This window comes from Janthinobacterium aestuarii (assembly GCF_051380835.1).
Taxonomy (GTDB): domain Bacteria; phylum Pseudomonadota; class Gammaproteobacteria; order Burkholderiales; family Burkholderiaceae_D; genus Janthinobacterium; species Janthinobacterium aestuarii.
Map to the genome: position 1 here is coordinate 982,873 of NZ_JBNYXU010000001.1, position 24,975 is coordinate 1,007,847.

Below are 24,975 nucleotides of genomic sequence, written 5' to 3' on the forward strand. Positions count from 1 at the left end.
AATTGAAAGTCAATAACACCCGGGTAAAATAGAAAAAGTCTGCTACAGCTCGACCCGGCCGTGTTCGCCCATGTCTTTCGGCGGCTCGCCCGTGATGGCGGCCTTGGCCATTTCATAGAATTGCATCATCTTGCTGGCGCTGCTATCCCAATATTCGGCCGACTGTATCGTCACCTTGATCAGCGACAGCTTCGGGTCGTCGAGTCCGCCCGGGAACCACGCTTTCACCAGCGGATTCCACAATTCCTCCGCCTTGGCGCGGTCTTTCAGCAGCTGCGCGTGGCCGCAGACGGACACATACAGGCTGTCGCCCGTGTCGACAAAGCTGACGTTGACTTGCGGATTGTTCAGCAAGTCGCGCGTGTAAGCGGCATCGTCCGAGACAAAAAACCAGATTTGCCCTTCGCTGTCGACCTGCTGCTGCGTCAGCGGCCGGCTGGTGAGCGTGCGCATGTCGTCGCTGGTGGTCAGCATGCCGAATTTGACGTCCTTGATCTTGGCCGCGATGTTGGCCAGTTGTTCGCTGGAATACTGTTGCATGTGCTTGCTCCTGTTTGATTGTCCTGAACAACAGCATAGGCGGGGTGCGGCAAGCGGCTCTGTACGGCAGCTTACGTAGCAGGCCAGCTTTGTTTCAAAGCTGTTACAAAACGCTGGCCCGGCGGGGCGCCCCATGTATTGACTTAATAAATGATAATCATTATCATTTGTTTGAAAATATAAGCATGCACTTTGATTGAAGGATGGGAATGAAGCACACTGACTTGTCGCGCCACCTGGCCCGCTCCTTGCCGGGAGCGATTGATGGCTGATGCGGGCGCCGCAGACAAGGCCAGGAACAACGCCAGCCGCGCCGTCTGGCTGAAGAACTTGCATCAATGGCATTGGATCAGCTCAGCGCTTTGCCTGCTGGGCATGTTTCTGTTCGCCATTACCGGCATCACTTTGAACCACGCCGGCCAGATCGAAGCCAAGCCGGCGATCACGCGCCAGAAGGCGGCGTTGCCGGCGCCCCTCGTCACGGAACTGGCCGCGTATGCCGCCAAGCACGATGGCGCCAACGCACCGATGCCGGCGGCCGCCGAAGCCTGGCTCAAGCAGCAATGGTCGCTCAATGCGGGCGGGCGTCCCGCCGAATGGTCAAGCGACGAAGTGTATCTGCCGCTGCCCAAGGCGGGTGGCGACGCCTGGGTGCGCATCGGCCTCGAAGACGGGGCCGCCGAATATGAATTGACGGACCGGGGCTGGGTGTCCTGGCTCAACGATGTCCACAAGGGCCGCAACACGGGCGTGGCCTGGAGCTGGTTCATCGACATCTTTGCCGGCGCCTGCATCGTGTTTTGCCTGACGGGTTTGTTGATTTTGAAGTTCCACGCGGCCAACCGGCCATTTACCTGGCCGATGGTGGGCCTCGGTATCTTGATACCTTGCGCGATCGCCTTGCTGTTTATCCACTGATGTTTTTATTTTTCCTTTTTACAGGCACACCATGAAATTACGCTACTCCCTGGCGCTTGGCCTTCCCCTGATCGGTACGTCGGCGATGGCTGCCGACCTGTCCCTCAAGATTGAACTGCCGCAACTGAACGTGGCGGAATACCACCGTCCCTACGTGGCAGCGTGGCTGGAAACGGCGGATCAGAAGGTCGTTGGCAATCTGGCCGTGCTGTATGACGTGAAAAAGAAGGACAAGGCCGGTGAAAAATGGCTGAAGGACATGCGTCAATGGTGGCGCAAGAGCGGCCGCGACCTGGCCATGCCCGTTGACGGCGTCAGCGGCGCCACGCGCGCGCCCGGCGAACATACGCTGACATTCCCCGGCGCCAAAGCCTTGCTCGACAAGCTGCCGGCCGGCGAATACCAGGTGGTCGTGGAAGCGGCGCGCGAAGCGGGCGGACGCGAACTGGTGCGCGTTCCGTTCCAGTGGCCGCTGAAATCGGCCCAGTCCGTGCCTGCCAAGGGCAAGGAAGAACTCGGCAATGTCGTCGTCCAACTCAAACCATAAGGCGCACATCATGTTCAAGCAATTCAACAAATCCCTGATCGCCGTGGCCCTGGCCGGCCTGGCCATGAACGCCCACGCCCACCGCGGCTGGATGGTGCCATCGAGCACGATGGTGGAAAGCAAGGACGCCTGGGTGACGGTGGACGCGGCCGTTTCCGACGGCCTGTTCGATATCGACCACCAGCCGCTGCGCCTGGATGCGCTGCAAGTCACCGGTCCGGATGGCGCGAAGGTTACGCCGGCGAACACGGTCACGGGCCGTTTGCGCAGCGTCTTCGACGTAAAAATGGAAAAGCCGGGCACGTACAAGGCGGCCATCGTGTCGCAAAATGTGATGGGCAGCTACAAGCTCAAGGGCGAGCAGAAGCGTTTCCGCGGCAACGAAGAGACGTTCAAGAAGGAAGTGCCGGCCGACGCGCAAGAGCTGAAAATCACGCGCACGGCAGCGCGCCTGGAAACTTTCTTCAGCAATGGCGAAACCAGCACGGAAGTGTTCAAGCCGACCGGCGTGGGCCTGGAATTCGTGCCCGTGACGCACCCGAACGATTTGCGCGCGGGCGAGAAAGCCACGTGGCGCTTCCTCGTCGATGGCAAGCCGGCGGCGAACCAGGCCTTCAGCCTGGTGCCAGGCGGCGTGCGCTACCGTGGCGTGCTCGGTGAAATCCGCCAGAGCACGGATGCCAAGGGCGAGATCACGTTCACTGTGCCGGCGGCCGGCATGTATTACCTGAGCAGCACCTGGCCAGCGGCCGCACCGGCCGTGGCCGGCCAGCCGCCGGTGATGCCCGAGCGCCGCATGACGTACGCGGCCACCGTGGAAGTGCTGCCGCAGTAAGCGGCGGCATCGTCACGAGAGCGCCGATGCGCCGGGTCCTGCTGCCGCAGCATATTTCCGATCAGGCCGCGCCGCCCGGCGCCGCGATCCGGGACTTGCGCGGCTTGTCCATGGGCACCAGCTGGTCGGTGCGCCTGCTCGAGTCCGCCATGCCGGGACGCGCGGGCAGCGCCGACCTGCAGCAGGGCTTGCAGCAGCAGCTGGACCTGGTCGTGGCGCAAATGAGCCACTGGAGCGACGAGTCCGACCTGGGTCGCTTCAACCGGGCCGAGCCAGGCAGCTGGCACAGCCTGCCCGCCGCGTTTTGCGAGGTGCTGGGCTTTGCCATGCACGTGTCGCAAGCGTCGGGCGGCGCGTACGACCCGTGCGCGGGCGCCCTCGTCAATCTGTGGGGCTTCGGCCCCCGCCATCGCTACGATGAACCGGGCTTTTTGCCGCCAAAAGACGATAGCGTGGCCCTGCTGCTGGCGCAAGGCCAGCGCCGCCGCCTGGAGTTGGACTTGCCGGCCCGCCGCGCGCGCCAGCCGGGCGGCTTGCAGCTCGATTTGTCCGCCATCGCCAAGGGCTATGGCGTGGACCGCCTGGCCCGCTACCTGGACAGCCAGGGCATCCACCATTACCTGGTCGAAGTGGGCGGCGAACTGCGCGGCGCCGGCAGCAAGCCCGACGGCAAGCCGTGGTGGGTGATGTTGGAACAGGTCGATGGCGCCAATACCGAGCGGCATCCGGCGGAAATGCTGCTGGCGCTGCACGGCTTGTCCGTGGCGACGTCGGGCGATTACCGGCGTTTCTTCGAGGACGGCACGGTGCGTTTCTCGCACACCATCGATCCGCGCAGCGGCATGCCGATCGCCAATCAACTCGCTTCCGTCACCGTCGTGCACGAGCAATGCATGGCGGCCGACGCCTGGTCGACGGCCCTGACCGTGCTGGGCGTCGAGGCCGGCATGGCGCTGGCAGAAGAACAGGGCCTGGCCGCGCGCTTCCTGCAGCGCGACGGCCACGGCTACCACGAAACGCTGAGCAGCCACATGCTGGCCATGCTCGACGAATGAACGATTAATTCCATGATTTTTACGCACGATACGACGCGGCTGGCCTTGCTGGCCGCCCTGTCCCTCAGTTATGCGGGCGTGTGCCTGGCGCCCTGGCTGCGCGCGCGCGCCAAACGCCGCACGTCCGACGCGGCCAAGGCGGCGCTGGTCAACAGCCGGCCCTGGCTGGTGGCGTATGCGAGCCAGACGGGCAATGCCGAGGAACTGGCCGCGCAAACGGCGCAGAGCCTGCAGCTGGCCGGCATCCCCGTGCGCCTGTGTGCGCTGGCCGAAGTGACAGCCGCTGATCTGCAACAGGCGGAACGGGCCTTGTTCCTGGTCAGCACGTATGGCGAAGGCGACGCGCCCGACAATGCGGCTGTCTTCATGGGCCGCTTGATGACGGGTGAGATTGCGCTGCCGCAATTGCACTATGCTGTGCTGGCCCTGGGCGACCGCAGCTATGGCCAATTTTGCGGCTTCGGCCGCGCGCTCGATGCCTGGCTGGCGGGGCAGGGCGCGTCGCGCCTGTTCGAGCGCATCGAAGTCGACCGCAGCGCCAGCGCCGCCATTGAGCAATGGTTCCAGCACCTGAGCCACTTGGCCGGCACCAGCGATGCACCGGACTGGAGCGCGCCCGCGTTTGGCGACTGGCGGCTGACGCAGCGGCGCCACCTCAACCCTGGCAGCGCCGGCGGCGCCATTTATCACGTGGAACTGGCGCCCGTGGCGGGCGCCTTGCCGGAGTGGCAGTCGGGCGACCTGGTGCAGGTGACGGCGCCCGCCGACCCATCGCAGCCGCGCGAATATTCGATCGCCTCGATCCCGCGCGATGGCGGCGTGCACTTGCTGGTGCGCCAGCATGCGCATCCCGATGGCAGCCTGGGCCTGGCCTCGGGCTGGCTCACGGCGCAGGCCAAGGTCGGCGACGTGGTGCAGCTGCGCTTGCGCCAGCACCGGCGTTTCCGCCTGGAAGACAATGCCCAGCGGCCATTGATTTTGATCGGCAACGGCAGCGGCATCGCCGGCTTGCGCGGACATTTGAAAAGCCGCGTGCTGGCAGGGCAGCGGCGCAACTGGCTGATCTTTGGCGAACGCAATGTGGCCCACGATTTTCATTATCGCGAAGAGATTGAAGGCTGGCACGCCAGCGGCGACTTGCCGCGTCTGGACCTGGCGTTTTCGCGCGATCAGGCGGAGCGGACCTACGTGCAGGATCGCCTGCGCGGCAATGCCGATGAAGTCAAGCTGTGGCTGGAGCAGGGCGCGGCCATCTATATTTGCGGCAGCCTGGCCGGCATGGCGGGCGGCGTCGACCAGGCGCTGCAAGAGATCCTGGGCCGGCCCGCGCTCGACGCGCTGGCAGCCGAAGGGCGCTACCGGCGCGACGTGTATTAAGAAAGAAGGACTGCTTACGGCTGGATGTCGGCCAGCGGCGCCGTGTCCATTTCGCCGCTCACTTCCTGCAAGCCGCGCGCCAGGCTGGAGATGCTGGGGTTGTCGATGAAGACGCAGCGCTTGCCCGTGCGCTTGCAGTAATCCTTCACGCGCCAGTAGGCGCTGTGGCTGATGCAGCCCGTCTGGCAAATCACCAGGTCGGCCGCCGCCAGGCTCGAATCGAGCAGGTTGGCATTGTCTTCCAGGCCGCCGTCGTGGTGGGCGAACTGCGCGCCCACCCGCTCGATCAGGGCGCGGTAGGTGGCGACATTGCCGCTGCGTCCGCCCACGCACAAGACGCTTTGGTCGACGAGGCGGATCGGCATCTTCAGCTTGCCGCCGGTCGGCAGTTCCAGCTTCGGCGCCGGTGGTGGCGCGACAGCGGCTGGGCGCGGCTGGGCATGTTTCAATTCCGCGATTTGCTGGCGCAATTCCTTTTCGCGCTCATCCATTTGCGCCAGGCGCTCGACCAGGCGCGTGCGCGATTCCAGGGCGGGGATGGCGGCCTGCAACTGTGCCAGTTCCGCGCGCAAGCCGTCGATCACGCTATCCTTGCCGATAGCCTCGGCACGCGTGCGCAGCAGCACGGCTTCCTGGCGTTCCAGCTCACCCGTCTTTTCCATCAGTGCTGCCTGGCTGCGTTGTTGCAGCTTGGCCAGTTCCTGTGTCAGGCGCGCGTTTTCTTCCTGCAAGGCAGTAAATTTTCCCATGTCGGCACGCACGCAGGCGCCGGCCTGGTGCTGGATCATGTGCAGGTCGCGGCACATCTGCTCTTCCAGCTCGGCATCGCAGCGCGGGTGCGTCAGGCCGGCCCAGAAAGCGCCCGACACGTCGCCGTTGGCGACGGCCGTGCGCCACAGTTGCGCTACCTGCTCCGTGGTCTTGGCGCCGCGAAAGCGCAGGATCACGGGAGCGTAGCGGCGTTCGAGTTCCTTTTGCAGCGCTTCGGACAGGCGGTTGCGCACGCCGCATTCCGTCACGGCGCCCACGTGCACTTCGTAGTCGTCGGCCAGCACGCGCCCGCCCGTCATCTTGCCCACCAGCTTGCGCAGGTAGCCCAATGGCAGGCCCACGCCCACCAACGGACAATGGCAGGTGTGCGATAGTTCCCACAGCCGGCGGCGGCGCGAAGCGAGCGCGGCCGTTTCCGTGTCGGCGGGGGCGCAATTGCTGATGACGGGCAGGGACTGGTCTTTGTCACACATGGCGGTATCCTGTTGGGCGGTGGCGATGTTGAAGAGAACTATTGCGGCAGGGGCGAAGCGGGACGTCTGGCGCTCAGCATGCGTGCCAGGCGATCCAGCAAGGTGGTCTTCGGCGGCGTGGGCTGGTGCAGCGCCACCAGGGCGGCCCATTGCTGCGACAGTTGCTGGCAAGTTGCTTGCAGCACGGGACTCAGGCCGGGCGAACCTGCCAGCGCTTGCAGATGGCGTTCGATGACACCGGCCAGTTTCTCGCAGGGACTGCCCGCATGGTAGTGCGACATCAGGTGCAGCACGGCCGACAGCAGTAATTCAGGCTGTTGGCCTTGCGGGGAAGAAAACATCGGGGAAGGTCGGTCGTGCGCCATCAAACACTCCTGTGCGGTGGTTTGGCTGGCTGCGCGCACGGGGCGCGACTGGCTGGCGAGCGTGGTGACTGGCTGCCGTGCTGCTTCAGGCAGTCAGGATCAGCTTGTTCAATTGGGTGACGCGCAGGCGATAGATCTTGCCGCTGTGTTCAATCTCCACTTCGCGGCCCTGCTGCAACAGGGCTTCGCTGGTGATGCGGCGCGCCGGCTGGGCCATGCTGACGGGAGGACGGACGTGGGCAGTAGCGGCATCCTGGATCAAGGCTGGTTTTGAGCTTTGCATGTTGGGCTTTCTTTATCTCAGTTGAGAATGATTCGTATTTGCATTATTGTTGAATGTGGCCCGAAAAGCAAGGCTTATTTGTAGGGAATCCGCGCTTTTTTATGGCGGCACGGCACCTTGGGCGAGGCGGCTGCGACAAGGCGGCCGCTGGCACGGCGTGGAAGGGGAGCGGCAGCAAAAAAGACCCGGAAGGCGGTGCGCGCCTTGGCCGGGTCAAGCCTGTGCCAAGCTGGAAGAAATCGGAATGGCGCTAAATCGTGGCCAGCAATTGCGCCGAGGCAGTGGCGGCCGCGGTAGTGTCGGCCTTGAGCTTGGCGGCGGCCAGCTGCTTGGCGCGCGAGCGCGAAGGCGGCAGGCGGCGCAGGGTTTTCAGGGCGTCCGGGTCCTTGATGCCGATGGTGCGCTGGTCAACCGAGATCAGGCCGATTTCATTGAAGGCGGACAGGGTGCGGCTCACCGTTTCCAGGGTCAGGCCCAGGTAGCTGCCGATTTCATGGCGCGTCATGCGCAGGTTGAATAGCTTGCTCGAGTAGCCCATCTGCGCGAAGCGGTCGGCCAGCGAGACGAGGAAGCGCGCCACACGGGCTTCGGCGCTCAAGGCGCCCAGCATGCCGATCATCGCCTGTTCGCGCACCAGTTCACGGCTCATCACGCCGTACATGACGTTTTCCAGTTCCAGGTGAACACGTCCCAACGCCGTCAGCTTCTTGAACGGCAGCAGGATCAGGTCGCAGTCGGACAGGGCCACCGCTTCCGAGGAATAATGGCGCGAGTGGATGCCGTCGACGCCCAGCATGTCGCCTTTCATGGGAAAGCTCAGTACCTGTTCATTGCCGAATTCATCGATGAGCACGGTTTTCAGGAAGCCCGAATTGACGATGTACAGCGTGTCGAACGGCTGGCCGATGGTGTGCACGCGCTGGCCCGTCTTGAATTGCACGTGCTGGAACAGCAGCTCGTCGGCGGCGATGGTGCAGGCGCTGGAGATATGCAGCAGGTCGCACACCTCCTTCAGGTTCGACCAGAGCCGCCCTTGGCGCTGGCGCCCTGCTTCCATCGGAGAGGAGGGGGCCAGCGATGGGGAGGCAGCGCGGGTTTCGGGCGTTTGCGTGGACAGCATGTTCATCTCCTGGTGACAGGTAGTTCAGAGTTGAATGACGGGGTGTGCAGGACGGCGGGCAGGGAAGGGGCGGCGCGCGTCCAGGCAGTAAAGCTCAATTCGCTGACGACTTGCTGTGTGATGAAATAACTTCCCAGCAACTTGATTACTGGTTTCAGTATGCCAACAACCGCCTGCAATTAATATCAGCAGTGGCTGAATATGGCGGTAGGAGCTGTGGTAGGTGAGGTAGGATTGTTCCTACAGCTGACGCGCGGGCGCGCGCCGCCGGAATCAGGTTTTGAACGGGGATAGCAGGCGGTGCGCCACGGCGTACTGCACCATTTCCGACAGCGAACTCATGCCCATCTTTTGCATGATGCGCGTCTTGTGCGTACTCACCGTCTTGACGCTCAGGTGCAGATTGTTGGCGATTTCCGTGATTGACTTGCCCGCCACCAGCAGGGAAAAGACTTCGAACTCGCGGTCCGACAACTGTTTGTGCAGCAAGCTTTCATTCGGCATCATGATGTTGAGCACGAGTTGCTCCGCTACTTCGGCGCTGATATACGGACGTCCCGACGCCACCTTGTGGATGGCGCCCACGAGCTGGGTGCCCGCGCTTTCCTTGGTCAGATAGCCTTGCGCGCCGGCGCGGATGGCGCGCACCGCATATTGTTCCTCCTCGTGCATGGTGAGGATCAGGATGGCCAGCTTCGGCGCCTCGCTGCGGATTTGCCGGATCAGGTCGACGCCGCTGCGGCCCGGCATCGACAGGTCGAGCAGCAGCAGGTCGAAACCGCCCTGGCGTACGTGGTTGAGTACTTCAAAGCCGTCGATGGCTTCACCCACGATATCGATGTCCGGCGCGCCGTCAAGGATGCGTTTCAATCCTTCTCGCATGATGGTGTGGTCGTCGGCAATCACAATACGTATCATAGGCGGGCAATCTGGAGGGGTCCGTCACCGGACATTCAAATGTTGAGAAGCGAGAAATGTTGTCATTTTAACTGAAATGGCCGCACGTTTGCCTTTTGCTGCAGCTGCCGACAACGGCGGCGCCCGTGGCCATGTGACCCCTTATTCCGACGGCGGTTCCTTGATCAGCCTATGCACGAGCACAGGCAGTTTCGAGTGCGACAGCACCTTGTTGGTCACGCTGCCCAGCAGCAATTGCCCCCAGCCGCTGCGGCCATGCGAACCCATAAAAATCAGGTCGCAATGCTGCAATTGCGCCGCTTCCACGATTTTCAGGGCTGGGCTGTCGGAAAAGGCCGTCAAGCCCGTCGCTTCCAGACCCCGCTTGGCGGCCGCGTCGAGGATGGGCTGCCAGTGGTCGGCGCCCGCCTTGCGCATGGCGATGCGGTACTCCTCCTCGCTGGGGTAGCTTGGCGGAATGATCTCGATGTATACCGGGTACTGGTATTCGGGCGCCACGTACACGGCAAGGATGTCGGCGTGCATCTGTTCGGCAAAGGCAACGCCGGCACAGGCCGTCAAGTTGGAGACGGTGGAGCCGTCCGTGGCGATCAGAATTTTCTTATACATGGCAGATCCTTTAACGGTGACTGAGCGCGCGCAACGCCTCTTATTGTAGACGCGGCGGCAGCATTGTATTCATGTAAAGACTTGATAATTATCAACACAACTGCACCTTCAGTATAGACAACATTGACAGAAAGATCGTGTTTTAGCTGCAACGATGTCCATACTGCGCTGTTGCGCAGGCGCCCGGAAGCAGGATTTCTTGTACTGCGCGTGGTCTTGCACGCACGCCAATGGTAGTATTTCAAAATACAACAGCAGGAACACTTATTTCCTGGTGGAAAAGCTCTTGTGGGCCAGCTTTGCACCAGGAAGCGCGTTTTGAGATTTACCAACAGGGCGGCGCCCTGCTACACTCGCACCATCGCAGCGGTATTGCCTCAAATCATCTTAATCGAGAAATTGTGGGTATCAGTCTGTAAAACGCACAGTTCAGGCGGAATTTTGACAAATTATGGAGAAGCAGGGATATGACCAACGCCGCTGATGATTTCGACGCATTATTCGATGAAGTATCTGCGCAAAGTGCGGCCGCGGCTCAGCCCGCGCCTGCCGCCGCGCCCGCTCCCGCCGTGATTGCGGATGACGATTTCGACGCGCTGTTCGACTCCGTGTCGGCCAGCGCCGCCGTGCCGGCAGCCGCCGCGGCAGAAACGCCAGCCGCGCCGGACCCGGCGCCCGTGGCCAGCGCCGATGCGCCTGGCGACGCGGCCGATCCCGTCGACCAGTCCGACAAGCCGATGTTCGAGCGTCTGGGCGGCATCGTGCGCCTGCTGCACGATTCGCTGCGCGAACTGGGCTATGACAAGGCGTTGACGGAAGCGTCGTCGCAGATCGTCGACGCCCAGGACCGCCTGGAATACGTCGCCACCCTGACCGAACAGGCCGCCAACAAGGTTTTGAACACGCTCGACGAAGGCATGCCGGCGCAAGATGTGCTGTCGAAGAAGGCCAAGGACATGGACAGCCGCTGGACGGCCCTGTTCGATGGCAAGCTGAGCCTGGAAGAATTCAAGGCTCTGGCCGGCGATTCGCGCCAGTTCGCGCAAGCCGTTTCCGAAGCAACGGAAGCGGAAAAAGCGCGCTTGCTGGAAATTATGATGGCGCAGGACTTCCAGGACATCACGGGCCAGCTGATCAAAAAAGTGGTCAACATCACCAAGACGGTGGAAAACGAACTGGCACAGCTGCTGCGCGACAACGCGCCGGCCGAGGTGCGCGAGAAACTGGCGCAAAAACCGGTGCCGCTGATGCAGGGCCCGTCCGTGCCGTCGGTGGCGCTGGACCAGGATAATGTAGACGACCTTCTTGCGGATTTGGGATTCTAATGGACGATATGCTCAAGGATTTCGTCGTTGAGGCGATGGATCTTGCGGTTAATGTTGAAGAGCACTTGTTGCGCCTCGAGCGCGATCCTGACAACAAGGAAACACTGAATGCCGTGTTTCGTTCCTTCCACACCATCAAGGGCGGCGCCGGCTTCATGGGCTTGCCGGCGCTGGTGGCGGCCTGCCATCTGACAGAAAACCTGTTCGACGCCTTGCGCACGGGCGCCGCGCCCGTGACCCCGATCGCCATCGAGGCGGCGCTGCAAGCGTCCGGTTTCGTGGCCGACCAGCTGACGGAACTGGCCAACGGTGCCGCGCCGGAAAGCTTGCCAGCCATGCCGGAAGAGCTGGAACACATCCTGACGAACGCCATCGAAGGCAAGGGCATGGATGCACCTGCGCCAGCCGCCGCCGTGGCGGAAGTGACCGCGCCCGTTGCCGAGGTTGCCGAAGTTGTTGTTGCGGCGCCAGCCGCTGCCGTTGCCACTGCCGGCGCCGATGGCCTGGACTGGGAAGCCATGTACAACGCCGTCGTGCCCGAGAGTAGCCGGGTCGCTGCCGCGCCCGTGTCCGCCGCCGCTGCGCCTGCCGCCGTGGCCGCCGCAGCACCTGCAGGACCTGCCGCTGCCGCCGCCAAACCGGCCGCCAAGGCCTGGGATGGCGCCGAACGACGCGAAGAGCGTCCGGAAGTGCGCCATGCCGCACCCGTCAAGGAAGACAGCATCCGCGTCGACGCCGTCAAGCTCGACGCGCTGCTGGAAGTGGCCGGCGAATCCGTGCAGGCCGCCAACCAGGCTGCCGTGCTGCTCGAGCGCTTGCTGCAATTCAAATTCGAAGGCCAGGCCGCCACCCTGATGGCGACCCTGGCGGAAACCCTGGAACGCGCTTCGCGCTACTCGACGGAACTGCAGCGGGCCACCCTGGCCACGCGCATGCAGCCCGTCGGCCGCCTGTTCCAGAAATTCCCGCGCCTGGTGCGCGAGCTGGCGAAGGACCTGGGCAAGGATGTCGAGCTGACGATCGAAGGCGCGGAAACGGAAGTCGACCGCGTCGTCGTGGACAGCCTGTACGATCCGCTCGTGCACATGCTGCGCAACTCGCTCGACCATGGCGTCGAATCGCCGGAAGCGCGCCTGGCCGCCGGCAAGCCCGCCAAATCGTATATTTCGCTGAAAGCATGGCAGGAAGCCAACAGCGTCATGATCGTGCTGCAGGATGACGGCAAGGGCATGGACCCGGTCTTCCTGCGCAGCAAGGCTCAGCAAAAGGGCTTGATCAGCGAAAACGCGCAACTGAGCAACGACGAATGCTTCCAGCTGGTGTTCCTGCCGGGCTTCTCGACCAAGGAAGTCGCCTCCAGCGTTTCCGGGCGCGGCGTGGGCATGGACGTGGTGAAAACGGCCGTGGAGAAAAACCGCGGCGCCATTCACATCGAATCATCGCTGGGCAAGGGCACCAAGTTCGCCATCCGCCTGCCGATCGAATTGTCGATCGTGCCGACCATGCTCGTGTCGACCTCGGGCGCCGCGCTGGCGCTGCCGATGGCGGTGGTGCAGCGCGTCGTCGAATTGCCGGAAACCTTCATGGAAGTGGGCGGCGCGCCCGTGCTGAAAGACCAGGGCCGTCCATTGCCCGTGCGGTCGCTGGCCGGCTCGCTGGGCTACGAATCGTGCAGCGAGCGCGTCGGCATCGTTGTCGCTGCACCGCAGCCGTACATTCTCGCCGTGGAAGCCGTCGATGGCACGGCCGACCTCGTGATCAAGCCGATGACGGCCATCACCGTGGAAGGCATCACGGGCACGGCCCGTTCGGCTGAAGGCGAGCTGGTGCTGGTCGTGGGTCTATCTTTCCTGATGGACGGGTGCAGGGGTAGTGTGCGCCTCGCTGCCTGACGTAAATATCGTTATTCATTCGAAAGCCCGCTAGATATAGCGGGCTTTTTTATGGCGCCAGCGGTGTCAAATATTGTTGGGGCGTAGCGTGCCGCCTTCCAGCCAGCGCTGCACGCGCAGCACTTCCTCGGCGCGCTCCGCTTCGTCCTTCGGTGGCGGCAAATAGATGTCGGGCATGATGCCGCCCAGGTCGACCTGCAGTTGCGGCAAGCGGGCCGAGCGCGAGGTGGCGTATTGCAGGTGGCGCTGGCCCGACGGCAGGATGTGCAGGCGCATGTTCGAATAATCGAGCGCGCCGTAGCTGTTGCGGCCGATCAATTTCACATGAAAACTTTGCCGCGCCGCCAGCAGGAATTCTTCGCAGGAACTGGCGCAGTCGCGGTCGACCAGTACGGCCACGCGCGTCGGCCGGCGCGGCTCCGGCGTGTCCACGCGCGTATAGATGACGGTGCCGCTGCTTTGCTGCGGCGCGTACTGGCCCGGCTTGACGCTGCGCATCTGCGTCACGGCCTGGCTTGCAAAGGCCGCGCAGGCCTGGTCGCCGGGCGCCAGCAGCGTGCAGACTTTTTCCTGGCCGTCGATATTGGCTGGGGTGGACAGCCATTCGGCGCCCATCGTGACGATTTCATCCGAACTGATCCAGGACAGCAGCGGCGCATACGTGCTGTCGCTGCCACCGCCGTTGCGGCGCACGTCGAGTATCCAGTGGGGACGCGATGCCAGCGCCGCGCGGTGCGTGTCGAGCAGGCTGGCGACGGCGGCGCGGTAGCTGCTGTGAAAGCTGGGCAAGGTCAGGAGTACAGTCGAGTCCGACAATAGCTGCAGCGCCGGCGCCTTCGATACCGCTGCCTGTCCCGGCGTAGCGGGGCGGGCCGGCGCCGGTTTGGCGATATCGAGCGCGCTGCCTGGTTTCACGTGCAGGTGGCCCTTGCGCCACGTGCGCGCATAGTTTTCCAGGATCGCATCGCAGGCCTTGGCATCGGCTGCGCTGGCGGCCGCCGTGGTGGCCGTGGCCAGCGCCAGGTCGAAATGCGCCTGTCCCTTTTGCTCCAGATGCTGGCGCGCGCCCGTGTCGTTTTCCAGCAGGAAAGGTGCAATGGCGCGCAAGTCCTGTACGCATGTTTCTCCCGGCGTGGTGGCCGCCGCATGGCAGCTGGCCAGGCTCAGGGCGGCCAGCGCCAACAAATTCAGTTTCATCGAAATCCCCAGGTGTGGTGGCGCGCGTGCGCCGGTCATTATTGTCGAAACACAATACACGAAAGATTGAGTAAAAAACATGTATTTCTGCCGCCGCCGTCAGTCCTTCGGCCGGCCGCGTACGGATGGGCTTGTGATGGCGCCGGCAAGCCGATATCGGCAATTTCCAGCTCATATCCAACAATGTGGCCAAACTTTGTATCGCCAATCCCACGCTTTTGCCTGTTTCGGTTCTGTGTCGCCCAATATATGGCATAATCCTTGTGGATCACCGTATGACCTGGTATCACTTGATCACTTACTACAGGCTGTGGCAACGCTGCATAAATCATGATGAAGACGCTTTACGACAAACTCTGGGAATCCCACGTTGTTCGGGCCGAAGATGATGGCACGACAATTTTGTATATCGACCGGCACCTGCTGCACGAAGTCACCAGCCCGCAAGCCTTCGACGGCCTCAGCGTGGCGGGCCGCCAGCCATGGCGCATTTCCGCCAACCTGGCCGTGGCCGACCATAACGTGCCCACCACCAGCCGCGTGGACGGCATTGCCGATCCGGTCTCGCGCCTGCAGGTGGAAACCCTGGACAAGAACGCCAAGCACTACGGCTTGACCTACTTCAACATGAACGACAAGCGCCAGGGTATCGTGCACGTGATCGGCCCAGAACAGGGCGCGACCCTGCCCGGCATGACGGTCGTCTGCGGCGACTCGCACACGTCCACGCATGGCGCTTTCGGCGCGCTGGCGCACGGCATCGGCACGTCCGAAGTGGAACACGTGCTGGCCACGCAGACCTTGCTGCAAAAGAAATCCAAATCCATGCTGGTGCAAGTCGACGGCGCGCTGCCGGCCGGCGTGACGGCGAAAGATATCGTGCTGGCCATCATCGGCAAGATCGGCACGGCCGGCGGCACGGGTTACTGTATCGAGTTCGGCGGCTCGGCCATCCGCGCGCTGTCGATGGAAGGCCGCATGACGGTGTGCAACATGGCCATCGAGGCGGGCGCGCGCGCCGGCATCATCGGCGTCGACGACACCACCATCAATTACGTCAAGGGCCGTCCGTTTTCGCCGGCCGGTCCGCACTGGGAACGCGCCGTGGCCTATTGGCGCACCCTGCATTCGGACCCGGGCGCCCGCTTCGACCTCGTCGTCACCCTCAATGCGGCCGACATCGTGCCGCAAGTGACCTGGGGCACGTCGCCCGAAATGGTGACCGGCGTCGATGGCCGCGTGCCCGACCCCGACCTGGAAAAAGACAGCGTCAAACGCGATGCGATGGAAAAGGCGCTGGTCTACATGAACCTCAAGCCGAACACGGCCATCGAAGACATCCGCATCGACAAGGTCTTCATCGGTTCCTGCACCAATTCGCGCATCGAGGATTTGCGCGCGGCCGCGGCCGTGGTGCGCGGCAAGTACCGCGCCTCGAATGTCACTCTGGCGCTGGTGGTGCCCGGTTCCGGCCTCGTCAAGGACCTGGCCGAGCGCGAAGGACTGGACCGCATCTTCAAGGATGCCGGCTTCGAGTGGCGCGAGCCGGGCTGCTCCATGTGCCTGGCCATGAATGCGGACCGCCTGGAACCGGGCGAACGCTGCGCTTCCACGTCGAACCGCAACTTCGAAGGCCGGCAAGGGCAGGGCGGCCGTACCCACCTGGTGTCGCCCGCGATGGCGGCGGCGGCGGGTATCGCCGGCCACTTTGTCGACGTGCGGGGATTGCGATGACGGCAGGGGCTGGCGCCGCTGGTTTACACTAGCGGCCCCAGTCCCATCTTTCTTATCGAGAACTCATCATGAAAAAACTCTTCGCCCTCCTCATCGCCACCGTCATCCTGTCTGGCTGCAATACCGTCTCCGGCATCGGCCGCGACGTGCAGAAAGTCGGCCAGGTCGTTACTGGCGCCGGCGGAAAATAAACCGTGACGTGCCGGCGCCCTGCGCCGCGCGTCCTACCGAGTAGAAACAGCATGGATAAATTTACGATTTACGAAGGCCTGGTCGCCCCGCTGGACCGCGCCAACGTCGACACCGACGCGATTATCCCGAAGCAATTCCTGAAATCGATCCACCGCAGCGGTTTCGGCCCCAACCTGTTCGACGAATGGCGCTACCTCGACCATGGCGAGCCGGGCCAGGACAACAGCCGCCGCCCGCTGAACCCCGAGTTCGTGCTCAACGAGCCGCGCTACCAGGGCGCTTCGATTTTGCTGACGCGCAAGAACTTCGGCTGCGGCTCCTCGCGCGAACACGCGCCTTGGGCCCTGGATCAATATGGCTTCCGCGCCATCATCGCGCCATCGTTTGCCGACATCTTCTTCAACAACTGCTACAAGAACGGCTTGCTGCCCATCGTGCTGTCGGAAAGCCAGGTCGAGCACCTGTTCAATGAAGTCAAGGCTTTCCCCGGCTACAAGCTGGTGGTGGACCTGGAGCAGCAATGCGTGCGCACCAGCAATGGTTCCGTGTCGTATGCGTTCGAGATCGACGCCTTCCGCAAATATTGCCTGATGAATGGCCTCGACGATATCGGCCTGACCCTGCGCCACGCCGACGACATCCGCGCCTTCGAAGAACGGCATCTCGCTACTCAACCCTGGCTTGCCAACGTCATCTAGCATGCCAGAGAAAACGCCCATGGCTGCGTTGCATTGCCTAGCCGTACTATTCGTACTGTCTTCGGCAATGCGCCTTGCCCTGAACGTTTTTCAGGCACGCTTAAATTATTTTCTTAGGTAAAAATATGAAAATTGCAATTTTACCCGGCGACGGTATCGGTCCTGAAATCGTCGCGCAAGCCGTCAAGGTTTTGCATGTGCTGGGCGAATCGTTCGAACTGGAAACGGCGCCCGTGGGCGGCGCCGGCTATGCGGCCCATGGCCACCCTTTGCCTGAAGCCACTCTGGCCCTGGCGAAAGCGGCCGACGCCGTGCTGTTCGGCGCCGTGGGCGACTACAAATATGACAACCTGGAGCGCCAGTTCCGTCCCGAGCAAGCGATCCTGGGCTTGCGCAAGAACCTGGGCCTGTTCGCCAACCTGCGTCCGGCCATTCTGTATCCGGAACTGGCGGGCGCCTCGACCCTGAAGCCGGAAGTGGTGTCCGGCCTGGACATTTTGATCATCCGCGAATTGACGGGCGACATTTATTTCGGCCAGCCCCGCGGCGTGCGCGAGTGCCCGGACGGTCCGTTCAAGGGCCAGCGCGAAGGCTTCGACACCATGCGCTATGCGGAAGGCGAAATCCGCCGCATCGCCCACGTGGCTTTCCAGGCTGCGCAAAAGCGCGACAGGCGCCTGACCAGCGTGGACAAGGCGAACGTGCTGGAAACCTTCCAGTTCTGGAAAGACATCGTCACCGACGTGCACAAGGAATACCCGGACGTGGCGCTCGACCACATGTATGTCGATAACGCGGCCATGCAGCTGGTGCGGGCGCCAAAGAAATTCGACGTCATGGTGACTGGCAACATGTTCGGCGACATCCTGTCGGATGCGGCCGCCATGCTGACGGGCTCGATCGGCATGTTGCCGTCGGCCTCGCTGGACGCCAACAACAAGGGTCTGTACGAACCATCGCACGGCTCGGCGCCCGATATCGCGGGCAAGGGCATCGCCAATCCGCTGGCGACGATCTTGTCGGCCGCCATGATGCTGCGCTATTCGCTGAACCGCGAAGAGCAGGCAAACCGTATCGAGGGTGCCGTCAAGCAAGTGCTGGCGCAGGGTCTGCGCACGGCCGACATCCACGAAGCGGGCACGACTTTGGTCGGTACCGAGGCCATGGGTGATGCAGTTGTAAAAGCACTGGGATAAAATAGTCTAATGACGGCAGTCGCCGTCTCATCTTGAGGAATGGTAATGAAATTAGTTGGCTTGGTAGGTTGGCGCGGTATGGTCGGTTCGGTCCTGATGCAACGCATGCAGGAAGAGGGCGATTTCGCCCACATCGAACCGGTGTTTTTCACCACTTCGAACACGGGCGGCTCGGCGCCGGCCATGGCGAAGAATGAAACCATCCTCAAGGATGCCAACAACATCGCCGAACTGTCCAAGTGCGACATCATTATTTCCTGCCAGGGCGGCGACTACACGAGCGCTGTCTTCCCGCAGCTGCGCGCCAGCGGCTGGAATGGCTACTGGATCGATGCGGCATCGACCTTGCGCATGGAAAAAGACGCCGTCATCGTGCTCGACCCCGTCAACCTGCACGTCATCAAGGATGCGCTGGGCAAGGGCGTCAAGAACTACATCGGCGGCAATTGCACCGTCTCGTGCATGATGATGGGCCTGGGCGGCCTGTTCCAGCACGATTTGATCGACTGGATGACGTCGATGACCTACCAGGCGGCATCGGGCGGCGGCGCGCAACACATGCGCGAACTGCTGACGCAATTTGGCACCATCAACGGTTCCGTCAAGGCCCTGCTGGACAACCCCGCTTCCGCCATCCTGGAAATCGACCGCCAGGTGCTGGCCACCCAGCACGGCTATTCGTCGGATGAAATCAAGCAATTCGGCGCGCCGCTGGCCGGCAACCTGATCCCGTGGATCGACAAGGATCTGGGCAACGGCCAGTCGAAGGAAGAGTGGAAGGCGGGCGCGGAAACGAACAAGATCCTCGGCCGCGGCCTCGATTTTGGCACCAAGGAAATTCCAGTCGACGGCCTGTGCGTGCGCATCGGCGCCATGCGCTGCCATTCGCAGGCGCTGACCATCAAGCTGAAAAAAGACGTGCCGCTCGATGAAATCAACGACATCATCGCCAGCAACAACGAATGGGTGAAATTCGTGCCGAACACGCGCGAAGCGTCCGTGCGCGACCTGTCGCCGGCCGCCGTCACGGGCAGCCTGACGATACCCGTCGGCCGCGTGCGCAAGATGAGCATGGGCGGCGAATACCTGTCTGCCTTCACCGTGGGCGACCAGTTGCTGTGGGGCGCGGCCGAGCCGCTGCGCCGCATGCTGCGCATTTTGCTTGACGCGTAACCGCCATAAATTGCTGATCAAGATCAAGCCGGGGCTGTTTTCCCGGCTTTTTTTTCATCCTGAGCCCGTCAAGGCTCAACCATGCGGAGCTTGCATAGCTCTGGGCATGATGATATGTTGATACCTCTGGAAAAGTAACAGTTTTCCCATGTCAACTAAGATGCCGCCAACTATGCCTGTACACACTCGTCCCCGGGTCGCCTCCCTTGCCATTAAAACACTCAGCAGCGCTGTCGCCTGTGCGGTGTTATTGTCACCGGCGGCATCCGCAGCCGAGCTGGGCAAGATCACGGTGCTGTCCGCCGCCGGCCAGCCGCTGCGCGCCGAGGTCGAATTATCGGCCATCAAGCCAGGCGAAGCATCGAGCTTGCTGGCCAAGCTGGCGCCGCCGGATGCCTACCGCCAGGCCAACGTGGAATTCAATCCCGCGTTGAACGCGCTGACGTTTGCCGTGGAAAACCGCAATGGCAAGCCTTTCATCCGCATCAGCTCGGCGCAGCCGGTGGCCGAACCCATGGTCGACCTGCTGCTGGAGCTGAGCAGCAAGAGCGGACGCCAGGTGCGCGAATATGCGTTCGTGCTCGACACGCCGGAAGCGCGCCAGACGCGCGGCGCGCAAGTGACGGCGCCGGCCGAGCCGGGCAAAGGCAAGGCGGCCGCCGAAGCTGCCCCAGCCGCGGCGAAAAAGCCGGCCGGGGAATACAAGGTCAGGACGGGCGACACCCTGAGCCGCATCGCCAGCGAACTGAAACCATCGGGCGTGTCGCTCGACATGATGCTCGTCGCTCTGTACCGCGCCAATCCCGACGCCTTCAAGGGTGAGAACATGAACCGCATGCAGGCCGGGCGCATCCTGGCCGTGCCGGGCGCGGACACCGTGCGCGCCACCGGTGCGGCTGAAGCGAAGGGTATCGTGACGGCGCACGCCATCGATTTCGAAGCCTACCGCAACAAACTGGCGGGCCAGGTGTCGCAAAGCAAGCCGGCCAAGGCCGCGCAAGCGACGCAAAGCACGGCCGGCAAGATCGGCGCGACGAAGGTGCAGGAAAAACCGACGGCCGTGAGCGAGTCGCAAGACAAACTGAAACTGTCGAAGGCGGAGCCGGCGGCCAAGTCGGCCGGCAAGAGCGCGGTGGCCAGCGAGGAAGACAAGATCGCCAAGGCGAAGCAGGTCGATGAAGCGGCCGCTCGCGTCAAGGAGCTGGAAAAGAACGTCAGCGACCTGGAAAAGTTGATGGCTGTCAAGAGCAAAGCCATGGCCGACAAGAGCGCCCCGGCGCCCGCCAAACCAGCCGAGGTCGTCGCCAGCGCACCGGTTGTTGCCAGCGTGCCAGCCGAAGCCCAGCCGCCCGTTCCGAAAGCGAAACCGGTGCCCCTGGTGAAAAAGCCGTCGCCTCTGGAACCGACCATCACCGACAAGATCAATGACCATCTGGGCGCCATCGGCATCGGCATCGCCGCGCTGCTGGCGGCCGTGGCCGCGCTGGTGGTCGCGCGCCGCCGCAAGGAGGCGCCGCCGCCGCCCGAAGATATCGCGCCCGTGGTCGAACCGGAAGCGCCCGTGACGCCGCCGTCCGGCCTGGCACCGGAAGACCAGCAGTCCGAAGCGAGCAACCACCTGTTCGGTACGGGCGCCGCCGCTGCCGGCGTGGCCGCCGCAGCGGGCGCCAGCATGCTCGATGCGAATGAAACGGACCCGGTCGCCGAAGCGGACGTGTATATCGCCTACGGCCGCGATGGCCAGGCGGAAGATATCCTCAAGGAAGCCTTGCGCATCCACCCGGAACGCCATGCTGCCCGCCTGAAGCTGCTGGAAATCTATTCGGCACGCAACGACGTGCGTGCGTTTGAAGACCAGGCCAGCGAGCTGTACAGCCTGACGCGGGGCCAGGGAGAAGAGTGGCCGCAGGCGGCCGCGCTGGGCCTGGCGCTCGACCCCACCAATCCCCTGTATGGCGATACGGAAGACGACGCCGTTGTCAGCCTGAGCAAGGCTGCCGGCGACGACGTGCATGGCCAGAGCATGGACTTGCCAGACGAGCCGCCAGCACCGCTGGCCGATCTGGCGCCGGCCGAGCCGGTGTCTTCCGTGACGGCCCGCGATGCGCGCGATCCCCTCGATTTCGACCTCGACAGCCTCGATTTCGAGCCTGTTTCCACCAGCGACCCGATCGTCATGCCGGGACCGGACAGCAAGCCGGTCTCCGCCACGCAGGATGCGCACTATGACGCCAGCATGGATTTCGGTCTGGACCTGGAACCGCCAGCCGGCCCCGTCAATGGCGTGGGCGCCGGCCTGACGCCGCTGCCTGATCCGCTGAAGGATGTCGACCTGGCCCATTTCGACCTCGACGAGCCCGTGGCGCCGGCTGCCGCGCCGGTCGCGCCTTCCATCGACAGCCTGTTCGACGATGCGCAAACGCCTGCGGCCTTGCCGGAAGCCATACCGCCGGCACAGGAGTTCGACCTGTCCGGCATCGACCTGGACCTCAACGATGGCAAGACGGCCAGCGTGGGCGTGGACGACCCGCTGTCGGCCATCCACATGGAAATGGATACCAAGCTGGACCTGGCGATCGCCTATCAGGAAATCGGCGACAAGGAAGGCGCGCGCGAACTGATCGATGAGGTTATCAAGGGTGGTAGCGCCGAACAGGTTGCGAAAGCCAATACCATGCGTGCTCTGCTCAGCTAGGCTAAGCGTCGATACGACGTCCATGGCTGCGTTGCGTGGTCATGGCGTTCACCTTGACTATTCGTACTGTCTTCGACCGTGCGCATTGCCCTGAACGCCGTCTCGCTCGCTTTCAAGCACCAGATACGACGTCCATGGCGGCGTTGCACGGTCTCGTCGTACTGGTCGTACTGTCTTCGACCGTGCGCCTTGCCCTGAACGCCGTCTCAGGCGCTTGTGTGGCCGGAAGGCGCGGCAGGCTGCCGCGCCGGTATAATGCTTCGATGCAAAATATTACGACAGCAACGCCATTGAAGCGTATCGTCCTCGGCCTGCAGTACGACGGCACGGCCTGGCATGGATACCAGAAACAGGAAGACGGGCAGACGGTGCAGGACCAGCTGGAAAACGCGCTGGAGCGGTTTGCCCGCGTGCGCCTGGCCACCACGTGCGCCGGCCGCACGGATACGGGCGTGCATGCGCTCGAGCAAGTCGTGCATTTCGATACGGAACTGAACCGCGACGTGCACTCGTGGGTGCGCGGCGTCAACGCCTTCCTGCCGAAATCCATCGCCGTGCGCTGGGCCAGGGAACTCGAAGGCGACCCAACGGTCAACGATTTCTTCCACGCCCGCTTCAGCGCCCGCGCGCGCACCTATCATTATGTGTTGTACAACAACGCCACCCGTTCGCCGCTGGTGGAAGGGCGCGCCGGCTTCTTTTTCCGTCCGCTCGACGTGGAACTGATGCGCCAGGCCGTGCAGCCGCTGCTGGGCTGGCACGATTTCACGGCCTTCCGCGCCGCGCAATGCCAGGCCAAGTCGCCCGTCAAGCTCATGCATGACATCCGCATCGAGCGGCGCGGCGATTGCGTTATTTTCACGATTACGGCCAATGCTTTCCTGCACCACATGGTGCGCAACCTGGTCGGCTCGCTCGTCTACATCGGCACGGGGCGCGAAAAGCCGGAATGGCTCGGGCATTTGCTGGAAAGCAAGGATCGCCACGCGGCCGCACCCACCTTCATGCCGGACGGCTTGTACCTGGCGCAGATCGATTACGATCCGAAATGGGCATTGCCGCAAGACAGCAGCAGCGCCTTGCCCTGGTTTTGATCCGCATCAAATTAAATAAAGGATTGCCATGCCACGCACACGCATCAAGATCTGCGGCCTGACCAGAGTAGAAGACATTCACGCTGTCGTGGCGGCGGGCGCCGACGCCATCGGCTTCGTGTTTTATCCGCAGAGCCCCCGCTATGTGACGCCCGAACAGGCAGCTGCCCTGATCGCGACCATGCCGCCCTACGTGACGGCGGCGGGCTTATTCGTCAACGCCAGCGTGGACGAGGTGCGGGCGACCAGGGCCGTTGCGCCCTTATCGATGCTGCAATTCCATGGGGACGAGACGCCCGAACACAGCGCCGCGCTGGCCGCGGCCGTGAATACGCCGTTTGCGCAAGTGTTCCGCGTCAAACCCGACACCAGCTTTGAAGATTTGCTAGAATACGAACAGCGCTATCGCGCCGCCAGTCCCTTGTTTGCCAGCCTCTTGCTGGACACCTATGTGGATGCCTACGGCGGTGCAGGAAAGGTATTTGATTGGTCCCTCATTCCAAAAGAACTCGCGCCTCGGGTCGTTTTAAGTGGTGGCTTGAGCGTACAAAACGCGACTGACGCAGTGGTGCGCGTGCGCCCTTACGCCGTCGACATCAGCAGTGGTGTCGAAGCGTCCAAGGGCATCAAGGACGCATCCCGAGTCCGCGCGTTCATCGCCGCGGTGCAGGATGCCGATGCCATCATTGCCAGAGGAAACAACCATGAATGACCATACCACAGCGCCCGGCGCAGCCGCCGCATTGTTCCACGCCACTGACTACCCGTTTCCCGACCTGCGCGGCCACTTCGGCCCCTACGGCGGCTCCTTTGTTGCCGAAACGCTCACGCATGCGCTGGCCGAGCTGAAAGACGCCTACGCGCGCTACAGCGTCGACCCGGAATTCCTTGAAGAATTCCGCTACGAGCTGAAACATTTTGTCGGCCGTCCGTCGCCGATCTACCACGCCAAGCGCTGGTCCGAGCTGGCCGGCGGCGCGCAAATCTATTTCAAGCGCGAAGACTTGAACCACACGGGTGCGCACAAGATCAACAACGTGATCGGCCAGGCCCTGCTGGCCAAGCGCATGGGCAAGCCGCGCATCATCGCCGAGACGGGCGCGGGCCAGCACGGTGTGGCCACGGCCACCATCTGCGCTCGCTTCGGCCTCGAATGCGTGGTCTACATGGGCAGCGAAGACGTCAAGCGCCAGGCGCAGAACGTGTACCGCATGAAATTGCTGGGCGCGACCGTCGTGCCCGTCGAGTCGGGCTCCAAGACCCTCAAGGATGCGTTGAATGAAGCCATGCGCGACTGGGTCACCAATATCGAAAACACCTTTTATATCATCGGCACCGTGGCAGGCCCGCACCCGTACCCGATGATGGTGCGCGACTTCCAGTCCGTGATCGGCGAGGAATGCCTGGTGCAGATGCCGGAAATGACGGGCCGCCAGCCCGACTATGTGCTGGCCTGCATCGGCGGCGGCTCGAACGCCATGGGCATCTTTTACCCGTACATCGACCAGAAAGATGTGAAACTGATCGGCGTGGAAGCGGCCGGCGAAGGGCTGGACACGGGCAAGCATTCGGCTTCGCTGACGGCAGGCTTCCCGGGCGTACTGCACGGCAACCGCACCTATCTGCTGCAGGATGAAAACGGCCAGATCATCGAGACGCACTCCGTCTCGGCCGGCCTCGACTACCCTGGCGTTGGACCTGAACATGCGTGGCTGAAAGACTCGGGCCGTGCGCAATACGTGTCGATCACCGACGACGAGGCCTTGCAGGCTTTCCACGACTGCTGCCATATCGAAGGCATCATCCCGGCCCTGGAATCGTCGCATGCCCTGGCCTACGCGGCCAAGCTGGCGGCCACCTTGCCGAAAGACCAGATCGTGCTGGCCAACCTGTCGGGCCGTGGCGACAAGGACATGCATACCGTGGCGGAGCGCATGGGACTCAACTTTAGCTGATCGTTAGCTGTTG

Annotated in this window: 24 protein-coding genes; 16 read left to right on the forward strand and 8 right to left on the reverse strand. The window is 63.0% G+C overall.

The window, feature by feature from the left end; all coding sequences use genetic code 11:
• Window positions 1–42: 42 nt before the first annotated feature.
• A complete protein-coding gene (locus ACQ4WO_RS04420; protein WP_436480379.1) occupies window positions 43–540 on the reverse strand; it encodes a pyridoxamine 5'-phosphate oxidase family protein in 498 nt (165 codons plus the stop codon).
• A gap of 264 nt (window positions 541–804) precedes the next feature.
• Between ACQ4WO_RS04420 and ACQ4WO_RS04425 the strand changes: the two genes are divergently transcribed.
• From ACQ4WO_RS04425 to ACQ4WO_RS04445, 5 genes are read left to right on the forward strand one after another with little or no spacing between them, the layout of a single operon-like run.
• The gene (locus tag ACQ4WO_RS04425; protein ID WP_436480380.1) at window positions 805–1,458 is read left to right on the forward strand and encodes a PepSY-associated TM helix domain-containing protein; all 654 of its coding nucleotides are present in this window, start codon (window positions 805–807) and stop codon (window positions 1,456–1,458) included.
• Window positions 1,459–1,489: 31 nt separating this feature from the next.
• Window positions 1,490–2,005 carry a DUF2271 domain-containing protein gene (locus tag ACQ4WO_RS04430; protein ID WP_070303571.1) on the forward strand — a complete coding sequence of 172 codons (516 nt, stop codon included), beginning with the start codon at window positions 1,490–1,492 and terminating at the stop codon, window positions 2,003–2,005.
• 10 nt (window positions 2,006–2,015) lie between these two features.
• Complete coding sequence (locus tag ACQ4WO_RS04435) at window positions 2,016–2,840, forward strand: DUF4198 domain-containing protein (RefSeq protein WP_436480381.1); 825 nt, start codon at window positions 2,016–2,018, stop codon at window positions 2,838–2,840.
• Window positions 2,841–2,866: 26 nt separating this feature from the next.
• Window positions 2,867–3,895, forward strand: a complete 1,029-nt coding sequence (locus ACQ4WO_RS04440) for an FAD:protein FMN transferase (protein WP_436480382.1) — start codon at window positions 2,867–2,869, stop codon at window positions 3,893–3,895.
• Between the two features lie 12 nt (window positions 3,896–3,907).
• A complete protein-coding gene (locus tag ACQ4WO_RS04445; RefSeq protein ID WP_436480383.1) occupies window positions 3,908–5,272 on the forward strand; it encodes a sulfite reductase subunit alpha in 1,365 nt (454 codons plus the stop codon).
• A gap of 14 nt (window positions 5,273–5,286) precedes the next feature.
• Here ACQ4WO_RS04445 and ACQ4WO_RS04450 read toward each other — a convergent pair whose 3' ends face one another.
• The 6 genes from ACQ4WO_RS04450 to ACQ4WO_RS04475 form a co-directional block, all read right to left on the reverse strand.
• Window positions 5,287–6,516, reverse strand: coding sequence for a DUF2325 domain-containing protein (locus tag ACQ4WO_RS04450; RefSeq protein WP_436480384.1), 1,230 nt, complete (start codon window positions 6,514–6,516; stop codon window positions 5,287–5,289).
• Between the two features lie 38 nt (window positions 6,517–6,554).
• Complete coding sequence (locus ACQ4WO_RS04455; RefSeq protein WP_128142320.1) at window positions 6,555–6,881, reverse strand: hypothetical protein; 327 nt, start codon at window positions 6,879–6,881, stop codon at window positions 6,555–6,557.
• An 85-nt stretch (window positions 6,882–6,966) separates the two neighbouring features.
• On the reverse strand, window positions 6,967–7,164 hold the full coding sequence (hemP, locus tag ACQ4WO_RS04460; protein ID WP_034750559.1) for a hemin uptake protein HemP: 198 nt from the start codon (window positions 7,162–7,164) through the stop codon (window positions 6,967–6,969).
• 250 nt (window positions 7,165–7,414) lie between these two features.
• Entirely contained in the window at window positions 7,415–8,221 is an 807-nt protein-coding gene (locus ACQ4WO_RS04465; protein WP_034750901.1) for a Crp/Fnr family transcriptional regulator, read from the reverse strand.
• 336 nt (window positions 8,222–8,557) lie between these two features.
• Window positions 8,558–9,202, reverse strand: a complete 645-nt coding sequence (locus tag ACQ4WO_RS04470; RefSeq protein WP_034750556.1) for a response regulator — start codon at window positions 9,200–9,202, stop codon at window positions 8,558–8,560.
• 141 nt (window positions 9,203–9,343) lie between these two features.
• A complete protein-coding gene (locus tag ACQ4WO_RS04475; RefSeq protein WP_436480385.1) occupies window positions 9,344–9,811 on the reverse strand; it encodes a universal stress protein in 468 nt (155 codons plus the stop codon).
• Window positions 9,812–10,278: 467 nt separating this feature from the next.
• Here ACQ4WO_RS04475 and ACQ4WO_RS04480 point away from each other — a divergent pair, with 467 nt between their 5' ends.
• The gene (locus ACQ4WO_RS04480; RefSeq protein WP_436480386.1) at window positions 10,279–11,136 is read left to right on the forward strand and encodes a protein phosphatase CheZ; all 858 of its coding nucleotides are present in this window, start codon (window positions 10,279–10,281) and stop codon (window positions 11,134–11,136) included.
• Window positions 11,136–13,028, forward strand: a complete 1,893-nt coding sequence (locus ACQ4WO_RS04485) for a chemotaxis protein CheA (protein ID WP_436480387.1) — start codon at window positions 11,136–11,138, stop codon at window positions 13,026–13,028. Before ACQ4WO_RS04480 ends, ACQ4WO_RS04485 begins: the two co-directional genes overlap by 1 nt.
• Before the next feature lie 66 nt (window positions 13,029–13,094).
• Here ACQ4WO_RS04485 and ACQ4WO_RS04490 read toward each other — a convergent pair whose 3' ends face one another.
• The gene (locus ACQ4WO_RS04490) at window positions 13,095–14,225 is read right to left on the reverse strand and encodes a S41 family peptidase (RefSeq protein ID WP_436480388.1); all 1,131 of its coding nucleotides are present in this window, start codon (window positions 14,223–14,225) and stop codon (window positions 13,095–13,097) included.
• A gap of 330 nt (window positions 14,226–14,555) precedes the next feature.
• On the opposite strand from ACQ4WO_RS04490, the gene leuC reads away from it, so the two are divergent.
• The 9 genes from leuC (at window position 14,556) to trpB (ending at window position 24,962) form a co-directional block, all read left to right on the forward strand.
• Window positions 14,556–15,959, forward strand: coding sequence for a 3-isopropylmalate dehydratase large subunit (gene leuC / locus ACQ4WO_RS04495; protein WP_436480389.1), 1,404 nt, complete (start codon window positions 14,556–14,558; stop codon window positions 15,957–15,959).
• Between the two features lie 68 nt (window positions 15,960–16,027).
• On the forward strand, window positions 16,028–16,150 hold the full coding sequence (locus tag ACQ4WO_RS04500; RefSeq protein WP_010400408.1) for an entericidin A/B family lipoprotein: 123 nt from the start codon (window positions 16,028–16,030) through the stop codon (window positions 16,148–16,150).
• Window positions 16,151–16,201: 51 nt separating this feature from the next.
• Window positions 16,202–16,849 (forward strand): 3-isopropylmalate dehydratase small subunit, encoded by a 648-nt coding sequence (leuD, locus tag ACQ4WO_RS04505; protein ID WP_436480390.1) that lies wholly within the window; start codon window positions 16,202–16,204, stop codon window positions 16,847–16,849.
• A 125-nt stretch (window positions 16,850–16,974) separates the two neighbouring features.
• Window positions 16,975–18,045 carry a 3-isopropylmalate dehydrogenase gene (gene leuB, locus ACQ4WO_RS04510; RefSeq protein ID WP_436480391.1) on the forward strand — a complete coding sequence of 357 codons (1,071 nt, stop codon included), beginning with the start codon at window positions 16,975–16,977 and terminating at the stop codon, window positions 18,043–18,045.
• Between the two features lie 45 nt (window positions 18,046–18,090).
• A complete protein-coding gene (gene asd, locus ACQ4WO_RS04515; protein WP_436480392.1) occupies window positions 18,091–19,218 on the forward strand; it encodes an aspartate-semialdehyde dehydrogenase in 1,128 nt (375 codons plus the stop codon).
• 244 nt (window positions 19,219–19,462) lie between these two features.
• A complete protein-coding gene (locus ACQ4WO_RS04520; protein WP_436480393.1) occupies window positions 19,463–21,913 on the forward strand; it encodes a motility hub landmark protein FimV in 2,451 nt (816 codons plus the stop codon).
• 290 nt (window positions 21,914–22,203) lie between these two features.
• The gene (gene truA / locus ACQ4WO_RS04525; protein WP_436480394.1) at window positions 22,204–23,007 is read left to right on the forward strand and encodes a tRNA pseudouridine(38-40) synthase TruA; all 804 of its coding nucleotides are present in this window, start codon (window positions 22,204–22,206) and stop codon (window positions 23,005–23,007) included.
• 28 nt (window positions 23,008–23,035) lie between these two features.
• Window positions 23,036–23,719, forward strand: a complete 684-nt coding sequence (locus ACQ4WO_RS04530; RefSeq protein WP_436480395.1) for a phosphoribosylanthranilate isomerase — start codon at window positions 23,036–23,038, stop codon at window positions 23,717–23,719.
• A complete protein-coding gene (gene trpB / locus ACQ4WO_RS04535; RefSeq protein WP_436480396.1) occupies window positions 23,712–24,962 on the forward strand; it encodes a tryptophan synthase subunit beta in 1,251 nt (416 codons plus the stop codon). The genes ACQ4WO_RS04530 and trpB overlap by 8 nt, the downstream gene beginning before the upstream one ends.
• Window positions 24,963–24,975: the final 13 nt, after the last annotated feature.

What these genes read in the sequence shown, in the direction of transcription:
- leuC (WP_436480389.1), top strand. Translation starts at nt 14,556, where the DNA reads ATGATGAAGACGCTTTACGACAAACTCTGGGAATCCCACGTTGTTCGG.
- leuB (WP_436480391.1), top strand. Translation starts at nt 16,975, where the DNA reads ATGAAAATTGCAATTTTACCCGGCGACGGTATCGGTCCTGAAATCGTC.
- ACQ4WO_RS04455 (WP_128142320.1), bottom strand. Translation starts at nt 6,881, where the DNA reads ATGGCGCACGACCGACCTTCCCCGATGTTTTCTTCCCCGCAAGGCCAA.
- ACQ4WO_RS04490 (WP_436480388.1), bottom strand. Translation starts at nt 14,225, where the DNA reads ATGAAACTGAATTTGTTGGCGCTGGCCGCCCTGAGCCTGGCCAGCTGC.
- ACQ4WO_RS04500 (WP_010400408.1), top strand. Translation starts at nt 16,028, where the DNA reads ATGAAAAAACTCTTCGCCCTCCTCATCGCCACCGTCATCCTGTCTGGC.
- ACQ4WO_RS04475 (WP_436480385.1), bottom strand. Translation starts at nt 9,811, where the DNA reads ATGTATAAGAAAATTCTGATCGCCACGGACGGCTCCACCGTCTCCAAC.
- asd (WP_436480392.1), top strand. Translation starts at nt 18,091, where the DNA reads ATGAAATTAGTTGGCTTGGTAGGTTGGCGCGGTATGGTCGGTTCGGTC.
- ACQ4WO_RS04440 (WP_436480382.1), top strand. Translation starts at nt 2,867, where the DNA reads ATGCGCCGGGTCCTGCTGCCGCAGCATATTTCCGATCAGGCCGCGCCG.
- ACQ4WO_RS04485 (WP_436480387.1), top strand. Translation starts at nt 11,136, where the DNA reads ATGGACGATATGCTCAAGGATTTCGTCGTTGAGGCGATGGATCTTGCG.
- trpB (WP_436480396.1), top strand. Translation starts at nt 23,712, where the DNA reads ATGAATGACCATACCACAGCGCCCGGCGCAGCCGCCGCATTGTTCCAC.
- ACQ4WO_RS04530 (WP_436480395.1), top strand. Translation starts at nt 23,036, where the DNA reads ATGCCACGCACACGCATCAAGATCTGCGGCCTGACCAGAGTAGAAGAC.
- ACQ4WO_RS04420 (WP_436480379.1), bottom strand. Translation starts at nt 540, where the DNA reads ATGCAACAGTATTCCAGCGAACAACTGGCCAACATCGCGGCCAAGATC.
- ACQ4WO_RS04435 (WP_436480381.1), top strand. Translation starts at nt 2,016, where the DNA reads ATGTTCAAGCAATTCAACAAATCCCTGATCGCCGTGGCCCTGGCCGGC.
- hemP (WP_034750559.1), bottom strand. Translation starts at nt 7,164, where the DNA reads ATGCAAAGCTCAAAACCAGCCTTGATCCAGGATGCCGCTACTGCCCAC.
- ACQ4WO_RS04480 (WP_436480386.1), top strand. Translation starts at nt 10,279, where the DNA reads ATGACCAACGCCGCTGATGATTTCGACGCATTATTCGATGAAGTATCT.
- ACQ4WO_RS04445 (WP_436480383.1), top strand. Translation starts at nt 3,908, where the DNA reads ATGATTTTTACGCACGATACGACGCGGCTGGCCTTGCTGGCCGCCCTG.
- ACQ4WO_RS04465 (WP_034750901.1), bottom strand. Translation starts at nt 8,221, where the DNA reads ATGGAAGCAGGGCGCCAGCGCCAAGGGCGGCTCTGGTCGAACCTGAAG.
- leuD (WP_436480390.1), top strand. Translation starts at nt 16,202, where the DNA reads ATGGATAAATTTACGATTTACGAAGGCCTGGTCGCCCCGCTGGACCGC.
- ACQ4WO_RS04470 (WP_034750556.1), bottom strand. Translation starts at nt 9,202, where the DNA reads ATGATACGTATTGTGATTGCCGACGACCACACCATCATGCGAGAAGGA.
- ACQ4WO_RS04430 (WP_070303571.1), top strand. Translation starts at nt 1,490, where the DNA reads ATGAAATTACGCTACTCCCTGGCGCTTGGCCTTCCCCTGATCGGTACG.
- ACQ4WO_RS04425 (WP_436480380.1), top strand. Translation starts at nt 805, where the DNA reads ATGGCTGATGCGGGCGCCGCAGACAAGGCCAGGAACAACGCCAGCCGC.
- ACQ4WO_RS04450 (WP_436480384.1), bottom strand. Translation starts at nt 6,516, where the DNA reads ATGTGTGACAAAGACCAGTCCCTGCCCGTCATCAGCAATTGCGCCCCC.